The sequence below is a fragment of the Streptomyces sp. LUP47B genome, assembly GCF_001746295.1.
GTDB lineage: Bacteria > Actinomycetota > Actinomycetes > Streptomycetales > Streptomycetaceae > Streptomyces.
The window spans coordinates 394,915-407,849 of sequence record NZ_MJAH01000001.1; the positions used below are offsets into that span (position 1 = coordinate 394,915).

Here is a 12,935-nt window from a genome sequence, read left to right on the forward strand (position 1 = left end):
CGGATCAGCTCCCTCCAGCCTCCCTCCATTCAGTCCGCAGTGGCCACTCGGCCTACGCACGATCCAGACGGCTCGTCGCCGCGGTGAGGGGGAACTCAACGGCTCTCTCGCCCGCCGACGAGCCGTCGACCGCCGGCAGTACGGGATTGCGGCACACGCACATCGGCGCGCAGTCAGGAGTCCGACCGCAGGTTCACGCATGCGAGGAGGCTGCCTCGATCGATCATCCTCACCCCGTCGCCGCCAAGCGGCTGACCTCGGTGGCGGGTCGCGGGGCCACCTTCGGAATAATTGCCACAATTCGCCCATGGCACCCAAATCAGATGCTGCCGTCAAGCCGGCGACAGGGCGCCTCGTCCTGATGACACTCGCAGCAGGTCAGTTCCTGATGGCGCTCGACAGCTCTGTCATGAACGTGTCGATCGCGACCGTGGCCGAGGACGTGGGCACGACGGTGACCGGAATCCAGGGGGCCATCACCGCCTACACCCTTGTGATGGCCATGTTCATGATCCCCGGCGGCAAGATCGGCGCCCTGATCGGCCGCAGACGCGCCTTCATGATCGGCTGCGCTGTCTACGGCTGCGGCTCCCTGGCCACGGCGCTCGCACCGAACCTGACGGTCCTGTTGATCGGCTGGGCGTTCCTTGAAGGAATCGGAGCCTCGCTCATTCTGCCCGCGATCGTGACACTCGTGGCGAGCAACTTCGCCGTCGAACGCCGCCCCGCCGCCTACGGACTCGTCGCGGCCGCAGGCGCCGTGGCCATCGCACTGGGACCACTCATCGGGGGTCTCGCGACCACCTACTTCTCCTGGCGCTGGGTGTTCGCCGGTGAGGTCGTCATGGTGCTCGGCATCCTGCTGCTCGCCCGCCGCATCACCGAGGCGCCGATCGGCGAACGCGCGCGGATCGATGTCATCGGTGCCGTGCTCTCCGCCCTCGGGCTCGGGATCTTCGTCTACGGGGTGCTCCGCTCGGACGAATGGGGCTGGTTCCGGCCGAAACCCGACGCGCCTTCGTGGCTCGGGGTTTCGCTGGTCGTGTGGTTGATGCTGGCCGGTCTGCTGCTGATCTGGCTCTTCCTCCGCTGGGAGGCCCGCGTCGTGCAGCAGCGCAAGGAGCCACTCGTCGCGCCGGCCATGCTGCAGAACAAGCAGCTCACCGGCGGCCTGACGATGTTCTTCTTCCAGTACCTCGTGCAGATGGGCGTGTTCTTCGTCGTACCGCTCTATCTGTCGGTCGCCCTGGGCCTGTCCGCGCTCCAGACCGGCGCCCGCATCCTGCCCCTCTCACTGACACTGCTGGCGGCCGCGATCCTGATCCCCCGCCTCCTCCCCGACGTCTCACCGCGTCGGGTGGTTCGGCTCGGGGTCCTCGCGCTGCTCGGGGGCGCCGTGGTCCTCATGGCCGCGCTCGACGCCGACGCCGGTGGGGAGATCGTCACCATCCCTCTCCTGCTCATCGGGCTCGGCATGGGCTCGCTGGCGTCCCAGCTCGGTTCGGTCACCGTTTCCGCAGTCCCGGAGGCCCAGAGCGCGGAAGTCGGCGGAGTCCAGAACGCCGTCACCAACCTGGGCGCCTCGATCGGCACGGCACTCGCCGGGTCGATCATGATCGCCGCGCTCACGTCGTCGTTCCTGACCAGTGTCGAGCAGAACCCGGCGGTCCCGGACCAGGTCAAGAGCCAAGCCTCCGTAGAACTCCAAAGCGGTGTGCCCTTCCTGTCCGACGCTCAGCTGAAGGGGGCTCTCGACGACGCCGGCTTGAGCGGGCAGACATCCCAGGAAGTGCTCGACGCGAACACCGAAGCGAGGCTCGACGGTCTGCGCGCCGCACTCGCCGCACTCGCACTCGCCGCTCTGCTCGCCTTGTTCTTCACCTCCCGCATCCCGACGACCCAGCCTCGCGCGACGGGGTCGTAGCCCGGAGCGGAGGAAGTGAACATCGACGGGATGGGTCGCATGGTCAACCGGTGATCGAGCGGGATCCCGTTCCGGTACTCGAGCCGCTCAGCGTACGCAAGCGTGGAGGGTCACCTCGTCCGGGGCATGCCGCTCTCCCCATGACAGCAGGGCGTGCGTGTCAGACGGTCGCCGGACGACCCTTGTAGGCGCAACCAGGTATGCCGCGCAAGGCCACTACCGCACCTCTGATGGTGGAGACCGCGACCGTGATCGGCGGCGGCTCGGCCTTGGGCGTTTCGGGCCGCCCGGGCAGAGGCCGGCCCAGCGTTCGCGTGGTGGAAGCGGCCTGCACTGCATTTTCCGCACTTCCGGGCGGTCGGCTCCCAAGCAGCAGCGACAATTCCGTCTGTAATATGGCTCTATAAGACATTATCTAGTGATCGATATGTCACTATCACCTCCGGTGTGCAGGTGAGCAGGGGGCGCGGTGACGGCCGAGAAGGCTGGGCCCTTGAGCGAGACAGAGCGGCTGCCGTTCGGTTACCTGACGGCCTCGGGCGAAGACGCTCGGGTGGACGGAGCGTGGGACACGGAGACCCTGACGCTCCTGCTCCGGCATGCCACGACCTGCTTGGGCGGATTGGGCGCGCTGGTGCACCGGCACGACAGGACCGCCGGTCGGCTGCGTCTGGTCGCGGCGAGCGCGACGATCCAGGCCGACGCGGGGCAGTGGGCGGATCTGCACGACGATCAGGACGCGACTCCCGCCCTCGCCCTGCGGCGCGACGGCCTCGTCTGCCATGCCGGCGACAGCCTGGGTATCGGCGCGGGCGCTACGGTCGCCGTTCCCCTTCCCGGATCCAAGGGACCGGTCGGTGTGCTGTCCGTTCTCACTCCGGGGCCGGACGAGCCCGATGAGGCGCAACGGTCCCTGCTTCGCGCGCTCACGGCGTGGGCCGATGCCCGCCTGGACGGCGGCCCAGCCCGGTCCTCCGGTCCGGACTCGGCGGCCGAGGACCAGCGGTCGGTACGCATGGGAGAGCTGACCGCCGCGCTCGCCGAAGCCGCCACGACGCGCGACGTCGTGGATGCCGTCGCCAAGTTCGTCATGCCTCCCTTCGGCGCCGACGGGCTGGTGTTTCAGCTGCTGGAAGGCGGCCGCCCGCGCATAGTCGGCGCTGCCGGATACACGCAGGAGTTCCTCAGCCTGGTGGACGGGATCCCGCCCGACAGCGATGCCGCGCTCGAGGACATGGTGCGCACCCGAGCTCCTCTTTTCATCGGATCGAAAGCCGAGCTGCTGGGACGCTATCCCACGATGCTTGAGGTGAATGAGGCGTCACCGAAGCAAGCGTGGGCGTTTCTGCCGATGATGTCCTCCGGACATGTCATCGGCTTGTGCGTGGTGTCCTTCAGCGAACCCCGTCCCTTCACCGACGACGAGCGCGCCTTGCTGACAGCGCTGAGCGGTCTGGTCGGTCAGTCGCTGGAGCGGGCCCGCCTCTACGACGTGGAGCACGCCCGCGCCCAGGAACTGCAACGTGGCCTGCTGCCCAGGGCGCTGCCCCGCCTGCCCGCCGCCGGTGCCGCCGCCCGGTACCTGCCCGCGGGCCGCGGTGAAGAAGTGGGCGGCGACTGGTACGACCTGATTCCCCTGTCGGCCGACCGGGTCGCCATGGTGATCGGCGACGTCATGGGGCACGGCATCAGCGAGGCAGCCACCATGGGCCGACTGCGCACGGCCGTACGGACCCTCGCCGACCTGGAAATACCCCCCGACGAACTGTTCAGCCGCCTCAACGACCTGGTCTCCGACCTCGGCGAGGACTTCTACGCCACATGCCTGTACGCCGTCTTCGACCCTGTGGCCCGCACGTGCTCGTATTCCCTGGCCGGTCACCCGCCGCTCCTCGTCGTCCAACGCGATGGCACCGTCGACGCCCCCGAGGTCGCTCCCGACCCACCGCTGGGAGCCGCCAGGCCCCCCTTCGAGACCCATCAGCTGGACCTGCCCGACGACTGCCTTCTCGTCCTGTACACCGACGGGCTCGTCGAATCCGCCGCCCGGGACGCCGACCAGGGACTGGCTCAACTGCGCCAGGCCCTCTCCCAAGCCGTGGTGGATACGGCCTCCTTCCGGACCACCGATGAGGAAGACGGCATCCGACGCCTGGAGGAGTTGTGCGGCAGGGTCGTGACGGCTCTGCTGCCCGACCACGAACAGACGACGGACGACGCCGCCCTGCTCATCGTCCGTACCCGGTGCACCGCCGCCGGCGACGTCGCCTCCTTCCCCCTCCCTGACGATCCCCGGGCAGCCAGACAGGCTCGCGAGTACGTGCGCGAACAACTGGACGCATGGGAACTCGATGATCTCGTACCCACCACCGAGCTGCTGGTGAGCGAGTTGGTCGGCAACATCGTCCGCCATGCCAAGGGCCCCATCCGCCTCCGCCTGCTGCGCAGCCGATCCCTGACCTGTGAGGTCTACGACGGCAGCCTGACCACCCCCCGCATACGCCACGCCAGTTACACCGACGAAGGCGGACGCGGCCTACAACTCGTCGCCGCTCTTTCACGGCGCTGGGGCGCCCGCTATCTCGACGACGGCAAATGCATCTGGACCGAGCAGGACCTTCCGCCCCGAGCGTCCACGTGATCACACAGCCCGACCACTGACTGCCCCACCGTCGCTACGTCGCCCTCGCCGAACTGGAAGAAGTCCGGAACGAAGGAGACGACGACCGAGGGGACGAGTCGGCGGAAACGTCATCTGCCCCGGCGGTGCCGGCAGGACTGTCGGCCGCAGATGCCAGAATCCTCGACATGCCGCTGTGCGATTACTTCTCTGCCGCCGACGATCAGGGTGCTGTCGCTGTCCTGCAGACTGGGGGCGGCCCGGGGCAGGCGGACCTCGACGTGGTCTTCCTTGAGAACATCGACCCGGTCGTCGCGATCGCCAGGCTCGAAGCGATCATGACGGGCTGCAGCTTTGAAGAGGCCGGCGAACGTCCCCGGTCCGGAGAACTGCTGTCGGACCCGGAGCGCGACGGGGCGTTCGTCGTGAGTGTGACGGACACCTTGACCGCTGCCTTGGCCTCGGCGACGCAGGACGACCTCGTCCGCTTCGCCGAGCCGTGGTCGATGACCGACGAGCTCCAGCAGATCGGGATCAGCGTCGAGGTGGCGGCTGGTGTGCTGGAGGCCCTGGCCGGCCTGGCTCAGCGCGCTCAGGCTTCCGACCGGCGGCTGTATTGCTGGTGGGCCCTGTGAGTCACCGGCATCCGTCGCCGTCGGCCTTGCCCAGCAGTTCGCGTCGCTGACGGGCACGGTAGGAGCCGCCGGTGAGGGTGAGGACCAGGCGGTCGATCATCGCGGCCGCGACCACATCGTCGGAGAAAGTCTCTCCCCAGCGTCCGACGGGCAGGTTCGAGGTCACCATGACCGAGCCATGCTCGTAACGCGAGGCGATGAGCCGGAAGAACAGGTTGGCCGCGTCCTGGTCGAACGGGAGGTAGCCGATCTCGTCGATGATGATCTGCTTGTAACGGCGGATCTTCTTCAGCTCCGCCTCCAGGCGTCCGGCTTGATGGGAGGCGGCCAGGCGGGCTATCCAGATGCTGGCGGTGTCGAACAAGACCGAGTAGCCGGCGTGGACGACTTTGACGCCGAGCCCGACGGCCAGGTGCGTCCTGCCGATCCCGGGCGGCCCGAGCGGGATCCCGTTCTCGCACGGATCGTTTTCGCCGGAGCCAACGATCAGGCCACGGTGCCCGGCCCCGCCGGACTCGTCATCTCTCGCCACCTCAGGCTCACGGCGTGACTCGAACGAGCAGCGGCATGGCAACGCCGTCGACCAGATACTCGACGAAGTCCGCATCCAGAGGCAGGCCGAGGAGAGCGTGGCGCATGAACAGGGCCGGCGCACAGAGCTCGTCGATGAATCGCACGTCCCGGTCCAGGGCGAGTTCGCCACGCCGTTCTGCCCGCTCACAGACAGCCCGGACCGGCGGTACAGCGGGGATCAGCAAGGGGCGCAGCAGCGCCGCGAGCTCGGCATCTTTGCGCATGGTGACGAAAAGGCCGCTGATCACGGCGCCTGGCTCACCGCTCATCCACTCGGCGAGCAGTTGGAGGTATGCCAGGAGGTCGCCGCGCAGCGTGCCGGTGTCTGGCACCCGCAGGTCTTCGGCCGGGCGCAAGCTCATGGCCGTGCTCACCAGTTCCGCCTTGGTGGGCCAGTGTCGGTACAGCGTGGCCTTGCTCGTCCTGGCGCGGGTCGCCACTGCCTCGTAGTGCAGTCCCTGGTACCCGGACTCGGCGAGTATCTCGTAGACGGCTCGCAGGATGGTCCGCTCACGGCTCGCCGAGAGCCTCTTGGCAGGCCGGGCGACCGCCGTGGCCGGTGCCTCGGACTCGGACATGGCCCCCCTCGCTCTACAACGTGGACAATCTCGGCGCGTGCCCGAACGCTCATCCCACAACGGTCGAGTCAGACAGTTGCCTCGACGAGGTCGAAGCCTTGGACGGCTCCTTGATCAACGCCGACTCTAGTGGCCGGTTCACGATCACCGCGTTTGGGTCCCACCTGAGGCCGTCCACGTCTATCCGTGCTCTGACCCCGCCGTGCTGAACGCTCCGGTGCCGCACCCGGCACCGGAGCTGTTCCGCGCGGTCAGCCGAGTCCGTCGGCGCCGACCTGCACGGCGGACTCGTCCAGCAGTGAGCTGCTCACCGGCTGCTGCCGTCCGTCGAGGTCGAGAACCGGGGTCGCCTCCTTGTACCAGGACTCGATCACCGCGTTGCCCCAGAAGTCGCGGCGGCGGTCGTCGTTGACGTTCCACCGGTACGTCTCGTGGTCCGGGTCGCCGGTGTAGTAGTCGGAGGTGTAGATCTCCACCCGGTGGCCGTCGGGATCGCGCAGGTAGACGTAGAAGGCGTTGGAGACACCGTGCCGGCCGGGCCCCCGCTCGATGTGCTTCTCCTCGTGCAGCGCGCCGAAGATGTCGGCGGTGCGCAGCACCTGGTGGGACTCGTGGGTGGCGACGCCCAGGTGGTGCAGGCGGGGGCCGGCCCCGCCGGTGAAGGCGACGTCGTGGACGGTCTGCTTGCGGTACATCCAGGCCGCGTACAGCTCGTGTTCGTCGCCCTCGATGGTCTCCGAGCAGCCGAAGCCGAGGGACTGGTAGTGGGCGTAGGCGGCGGGGATGTCGGGGGTGCAGATGTTGAAGTGGTCGAGGCGGGCGATCTGGGCGCCACGGTGGAGGTCGTAACGCTGGATGAGGCGCTCACCCCGCTCGATCTCGTGGAAGAACTCGACCGGGAAGCCGAGCGGGTCGACGACGCGTACGGCGTCCCCGACTCCGACCGTGCCCTCGCCCTTCTTCAACCGCTTGACGGGGCGGCCGAGTTGGCGGAAGAACTTCTCCGCCTTGTCGACGTCCTCCGGGGTGCGGACGCGGTAGGAGATGTGGTCGAGAGCGGCGATCTCACCCTTGCGCAATACGAGCGAGTGATGGGTGAGCTCATCGGTCCCGCGCAGGTAGAGGGAGTCGGCGTCCTCGTACTGGACGTGGAATCCGAGCATGTCCACCCAGAACCAGCGGGCCCTGGCCAGGTCGGTGACGGCGAGTTGGGCGTAGGCGGAGCGCACGACGTCCGGTGCGGCTGTTCCAGTCATCAGACGGCTCCGAATCGTGGAGTGTGGACGTCACCGAGGGCGACGTGGACGATCTTGGACTCGGTGTAGAAGTCGATGCTGTGGGCGCCGCCTTCCCGGCCGACGCCGGAGGCCTTCACCCCGCCGAAGGGGGTGCGCAGGTCACGGATGTTGTGCGAGTTGATCCAGACCATGCCGGACTCGACGGCGTGCGCGATGCGGTGGCCGCGCTTGAGGTCGGAGGTCCAGATGTACGCGGCCAGGCCGAACTGGGTGGCGTTGGCCAGTTCGATCGCCTCGGCCTCGGCATCGAAGGGCGCGACGGCCACGACGGGGCCGAAGATCTCCTCCTGGAAGATCCGGGCGTCACGGGACACGTCGGCGAACACGGTCGGCTGGAGGTAGTTGCCCTCGGTGAGGTGGTCCGGGCGGACGCCCCCCGCCACCAGCCGGGCCTCCTTCTTGCCGATCTCGACGTAGTTCAAGACGCGCTCGTAGTGCTCCGTGTGGACCAGCGCCCCCACCTCGGTGGCGGGGTCGGAGGGCAGGCCGACCCTGACCCGGTCGGCTCGCTCGGCGAGGCGGCGGGTGAACTCCTCGTACAGCGGGCGCTCGACGAGCACCCGGGAACCCGCCGTGCAGCGTTCGCCGTTGAGCGAGAACACACCGAAGACCACGGAGTCCAGCGCCGCCTCGATGTCGGCGTCGGCGAAGACGACGACCGGGGACTTGCCGCCCAGCTCCATCGACGTCGTCTTGAGGTGCTCGGCCGAGGAACGGATGATGTGGCGGCCCGTGTCGGTAGAGCCCGTGAAGGAGATCAGCGGCACGTTCGGGTGGTCGACGAGGGCCTGCCCGGCCTCCTCGCCGATGCCGTGGACGATGTTCACGACTCCGGCCGGCACGCCCGCCTCGGCGAAGATCTCCGGCCAGAGCGAAGCCGACAGGGGCGTCCACTCGGCGGGCTTGAGGATGAGGGTGCAGCCGGACGCGAGGGCCGGCGCGAGCTTCCAGCTCTCCAGCATGAACGGGGTGTTCCACGGGGTGATGAGGCCGGCGACTCCGACCGCGGTGCGGACCACGTAGCTGAACTGCTCACCGCCCTGCCGGAAGGCCTCCTCGCCGAGCGCGACGATGACGTCGGCGAAGTAGCGGAAGTTCTCCGCGGCGCGCCGGGCCTGGCCCTTGGCCTGGGTGATCGGCAGGCCCGAGTCGTACGACTCGAACTGGGCGAGGCGGTCGTGGCGGGCCTCGACGGCGTCGGCGATGCGGTACAGGACGCGGGCGCGCTCGCGGTTGGATATCGACGACCAGCCGGGGAAGGCGGCCCGCGCTGCCTCGACGGCCCGCTGGACGTCGTCCTGCGCACCCCGTGCGGCCTGTGTGTAGGCGGTGTTGGACACCGGGTCGGTGACGTCGAAGGTGCGGCCGTCGGCCGCGTCGACGAGTTCGCCGCCGATCCAGTGCCGGATGGTCGAGGGCAGGCCCTCGGGGGCGGTGCTCACTTGTCGGCTCCGTTCGCTTGCGTTGCGAGCTGCTGCGTCAGGTCCCCGCCCTCGGTGAGGAGGGCGCTGATTCGGGCCAGGCCCGGGGCGGTGGGTGTGATGAGCGGCGGCCGTACGTGCGGCGAGGCGATCCGTCCCTGCTGGGCGAGGACCCACTTCGCCGGAGCCGGATTGGTCTCCACGAAGAGCAGGTCCACCAGCGGGTGCAGGCGGTAGTGCAGGTCCCGTGCGCCGTCGAAGTCCCCCGACTCCCACAGCTCGTACATCCTTGCCACGGCGGTCGGCGCCAGGTTGGCCACGGCGCTGACGAAGCCGGCGCCGCCCAGCGCGAGCAGCGGCAGGCAGAGGAGTTCGATGCCGGACCACACCAGCAGGGAGCGGCCGCAGGCGTGCAGCACGCGGGAGAAGTGCTCGAAGTCCTTGGTGGTCTCCTTGACTCCGACGAAGTTGTCGAAGTCGGTGAACAGCCGCTTCACCGTCTCGGGGGCGATGTCGACCGCCGTGCGGGAGGGCACGTTGTACGCGACGATCGGCAGGTCCGGGAACTCCCGGGCCACCGTGGCATACCACTTATACAGCGCCTCCTGGGTGGGGCGCGCGTAGTACGGGGTGATCACCAGCGCCGCGTCCGCTCCAAGGTCCTGGGCGGCGGCCGTCAGCTCCAGGGTCTCGTTCAGCTTGTGCGAGCCGGTACCGGGCAGGAAGGGCACCCGGTCGCCGGTCTCCTCGACGGCCGTACGCATGGCGGCGATCCGCTCGGCGACGGTCTGTGCGCTGGGCTCTCCGGTGGAGCCGCCGAGCGAGATGCCGTGCGAACCGGACTCCAGCTGGAAGCGGATCAGGGAGCGCAGGCTGTCGTGGTCGACGGCGCCCTCGTCGGTGAACGGGGTGACGACCGGGGCGATGGATCCGCGGATGGTGGCGGGATCACTGCGGAACTTCATGCGGTTTCTCCTTGCGGCTCTTGCGAGGGGGCGTTGCTGCGGCGCCATTGCTCGAACGGTTCGCGCCAGTCGGGACCGAGTGGGTACAGCCCGTCGACGCTGTGCCCGGCGCGCACCTGCTCGGTGATGAAGCGCTCTCGCAGTTCCTGCTCCCGGCAGTCGGCGATCAGCTCCTCGGCCAGGTCAGGGGGCACCACCACGACACCGTCCGCGTCACCGACGATCAGGTCGCCCGGCTGCACCAGGGCGCCGCCGCAGGCGATGGGCACGCCCGAGTCCCACGGGACGTGGCGGCGGCCCAGGACGGAGGGGTGCTCCCCGCCGTGGTAGACGGGCAGGCCGAGTTCGGTGACCGCGGCGCTGTCCCGCAGGCCGCCGTCGGTGACGACGCCGGCCGCACCACGCGTCTGGGCCCGCAGCGCGAGGATGTCGCCGAGGGTCCCGGCGGAGGTGTCGCGGCGCGCGTCCATGACGAGCACGTGGCCCGGCCTCAGCTCCTCGATCGCCCGCTTCTGAGCGTTCATGCCGTTGCCGTACTTCTTGAACAGGTCCTCGCGCAGCGGCAGATAGCGCAGGGTGTGCGCGACGCCGACCATGGTCCGCTCCGGCAGCGTGGGGCGGACACCGTCGATGGACATGTGCGGCAGGCCGCGGGCACGGAGCTGTGCGCTGAGGGTGGCGACGGCCACCGAGCGCAGCCCCTCCTCCAACCGCTTGTCCAGCAGGGGCGCGGGAGTGTACGCCGTCCCGTACGCGGCCTCCCGCTCCGCCAGATCGGCCTTGGGCATCGCCCCGTACGAGTCCAGCGCGGGCCCGGCGGCGACGGGATTACGGAGGCGGCCGGTGGACAGCCCGTTTCCGGTCACCTCGACCTCGACCACGTCACCGGGGGCGACCACGGAGGCGCCGGCCGGCGTACCGGTGAGGATGACGTCCCCCGGCTCCAGGGTGACCTGCCTCGACAGGTCCGCGATCAGCTCGCCGAACGGGAACAGCAGCGTGTCCGTGGTGTCGTCCTGGACCAGTTCGCCGTTCACCCATGTCTGCAACCGCAGGGCGGCCGGGTCGAGTTGGCGTGCGTCCAGCAGTCGCGGCCCGATCGGCGTGAAGCCGTCTGCGCCCTTGGAGCGGAGGTTGGAGCCGCGATCGGCGTAACGCAGGTCGTACACACCCGCGTCGTTGGCGGCGGTCACCCAACGCACGTACTGCCAGCCGTCCTCGGGCCGCACCCGCTGCGCGCGCGAGCCGATGACGAGGGCGATCTCGCCTTCGAAGCCGAGGAGTTCGCAGCCCTCGGGGCGGACGAGTGCCTCCTTGGTACCCGCCAACGACGAGGGTGGCTTGAGGAAGTACGACGGATGGGCGGGGATCCTGCCGCGCTCCTTGGCGCGGCTGGGGTAGTTGAGATGCAGAGCGATGATCTTCGAGGGTGGGGTCCCCAGGGGATGCGTCATCACGAACGCTCCAGGAACGCCTGGACCCTGGCCTTGTACGGCTCGCGGTCGTAGCTCTTCACGTACGCGCCGGCCATCCGCACCGGGTCGCCGAAGAAGTAGTACTCGTACAGCGCCTGGCGGCTGGAGAACGCCGAGATGCAGGTGTCCCACACCAGGCGGAAGAGCTTGACGCGCTCGGGGCCGGACAGGGTGGCCGACTGCAGGTACGCCTCGATGTCGGCGGCGGCGGGGCCCTGGATGTCGAGTTCGGTGGGGGTGGCCATCAGGCCGGAGGCGCCGAGCTTGCGCAGGATCTGCGGGAAGCGCTGGTAGAGCTTGGGGTAGAGGTTGCGGGCGGCGTTCAGCGGGGCGAAAGCCGGGGTGAGGACCCCATACTCGTTGACCTCGGCGTCCGCTTCGGCGGCGCGCAGGAAGGCCCGCAGCATCTCCAGCGTGGTGATGATCTCGGCGACGTCCTCCTGGACGTGCTGGAACTGCTCGATGCCGATGGCCTCGGTCAGCAGCGACACCAGGCCGAGGACGTACTCGGTCTTGGCGGTGGTGCGGGTGACGACCTGGTGGGTCATGTGCACCACCGACGACGTCTGCGAGTAGAAGCCGTTGCACAGTTCCGCGTCGCCGAGGGCGAAGCAGCGCTCGTACGGCACGTGCACGTCGTCGAAGACGACGACGCAGTCCGACTCCTCGAAGCGGGAGGCGAGGGGGTGGTCGTGCCGGGGGCGGTCGTAGTCCAGCGGTTCGCGGGCGATGTAGCGCAGGCCGGGGGTGTCGTTCGGGATGGCGAAGGCGTAGGAGTACGGCTTGTCCTCGGGGGTGCCGCGCAGCACGGTCGAGGGGAACACCAGCATCTCGTCGGCGAACGGGGCGATGGTGGCGAGCATGCGCGCACCGTTGATGACGACGCCGTTGTCGTCCTCCTTCACGATGCGTGCCGCGAGCTTGCCGCCGGCCTGCTGGGTACCGGCCACGGACCGGTTGACCTGCGGTGGGATCAGCGTGTGCGTGCACAGCAGGTCCTCTTCGCGGGCCTTCTCGTAGTAGCGGCGGATGTTCTCGCCGAAGGCGGGGTTGGCCTGGGCGAACCAGTCGGCGGCCGAGGCAAGCGCCATCAGGGAGCTGTTCATGTAGTCGCCGGTGCGGCCGAGCATGCCGTTGCTGTGGTCGGCCCACACCTTGAACGCCTTGCGGCGCTTGACCAGGTCGTCCGGGGTCTGCGGGGTGAGGAAGGAGGTGCCGACCGGCTCGCCGGACGTGGGCGAGGTGTAGGTGAGGGTGTCCTTGTGCTCGTCCGAGTGCTGGAGGTCGAACAGTTCGGCGTAGGTCTGGACGACGTTGCGGAAGGCGGGGTGGTCCTGGATGCCGCCGGTGACGGTCTCGCCCTGGATGTGGACGGTGGGGCGGGAGGCGGCGAGGCGCTCCAGGTATTCCTTGCCGGTGCGTGCGGCCATGGTGGTTCTCCTGTGC

At 69.0% G+C, this 12,935-nt stretch carries 10 protein-coding genes; 3 read left to right on the forward strand and 7 right to left on the reverse strand.

What is annotated here, in order from left to right; all coding sequences use genetic code 11:
* Positions 1 to 307: 307 nt before the first annotated feature.
* The 3 genes from BFN33_RS01760 to BFN33_RS01770 all read left to right on the forward strand — a co-directional run bounded on the left by BFN33_RS01760 (position 308) and on the right by BFN33_RS01770 (position 5,179).
* Entirely contained in the window at positions 308 to 1,924 is a 1,617-nt protein-coding gene (locus tag BFN33_RS01760; RefSeq protein ID WP_069758039.1) for an MFS transporter, read from the forward strand.
* Positions 1,925 to 2,417: 493 nt separating this feature from the next.
* Positions 2,418 to 4,565 carry a SpoIIE family protein phosphatase gene (locus BFN33_RS01765; protein WP_256122589.1) on the forward strand — a complete coding sequence of 716 codons (2,148 nt, stop codon included), beginning with the start codon at positions 2,418 to 2,420 and terminating at the stop codon, positions 4,563 to 4,565.
* A 167-nt stretch (positions 4,566 to 4,732) separates the two neighbouring features.
* Entirely contained in the window at positions 4,733 to 5,179 is a 447-nt protein-coding gene (locus BFN33_RS01770; protein ID WP_069758040.1) for a hypothetical protein, read from the forward strand.
* 1 nt (position 5,180) lies between these two features.
* Here the strand turns inward: BFN33_RS01770 and BFN33_RS01775 are convergent, their stop codons facing one another.
* From BFN33_RS01775 to hpaB, 7 genes are all read right to left on the reverse strand, one after another.
* Positions 5,181 to 5,711 carry an ATP-binding protein gene (locus BFN33_RS01775; RefSeq protein WP_305144221.1) on the reverse strand — a complete coding sequence of 177 codons (531 nt, stop codon included), beginning with the start codon at positions 5,709 to 5,711 and terminating at the stop codon, positions 5,181 to 5,183.
* 7 nt (positions 5,712 to 5,718) lie between these two features.
* Positions 5,719 to 6,330: a TetR/AcrR family transcriptional regulator gene (locus BFN33_RS01780; protein WP_069758041.1), complete on the reverse strand. Its 612-nt coding sequence runs from the start codon at positions 6,328 to 6,330 to the stop codon at positions 5,719 to 5,721.
* A 251-nt stretch (positions 6,331 to 6,581) separates the two neighbouring features.
* The gene (hpaD, locus tag BFN33_RS01785; RefSeq protein WP_062039154.1) at positions 6,582 to 7,586 is read right to left on the reverse strand and encodes a 3,4-dihydroxyphenylacetate 2,3-dioxygenase; all 1,005 of its coding nucleotides are present in this window, start codon (positions 7,584 to 7,586) and stop codon (positions 6,582 to 6,584) included.
* The gene (hpaE, locus tag BFN33_RS01790) at positions 7,586 to 9,070 is read right to left on the reverse strand and encodes a 5-carboxymethyl-2-hydroxymuconate semialdehyde dehydrogenase (RefSeq protein WP_069758042.1); all 1,485 of its coding nucleotides are present in this window, start codon (positions 9,068 to 9,070) and stop codon (positions 7,586 to 7,588) included. The genes hpaD and hpaE overlap by 1 nt, the downstream gene beginning before the upstream one ends.
* On the reverse strand, positions 9,067 to 10,014 hold the full coding sequence (dapA, locus tag BFN33_RS01795; RefSeq protein ID WP_069758043.1) for a 4-hydroxy-tetrahydrodipicolinate synthase: 948 nt from the start codon (positions 10,012 to 10,014) through the stop codon (positions 9,067 to 9,069). The genes hpaE and dapA overlap by 4 nt, the downstream gene beginning before the upstream one ends.
* Entirely contained in the window at positions 10,011 to 11,468 is a 1,458-nt protein-coding gene (locus BFN33_RS01800; RefSeq protein WP_069758044.1) for a fumarylacetoacetate hydrolase family protein, read from the reverse strand. Before BFN33_RS01800 ends, dapA begins: the two co-directional genes overlap by 4 nt.
* Positions 11,468 to 12,919, reverse strand: a complete 1,452-nt coding sequence (gene hpaB, locus BFN33_RS01805) for a 4-hydroxyphenylacetate 3-monooxygenase, oxygenase component (RefSeq protein ID WP_069758045.1) — start codon at positions 12,917 to 12,919, stop codon at positions 11,468 to 11,470. Before hpaB ends, BFN33_RS01800 begins: the two co-directional genes overlap by 1 nt.
* Positions 12,920 to 12,935: the final 16 nt, after the last annotated feature.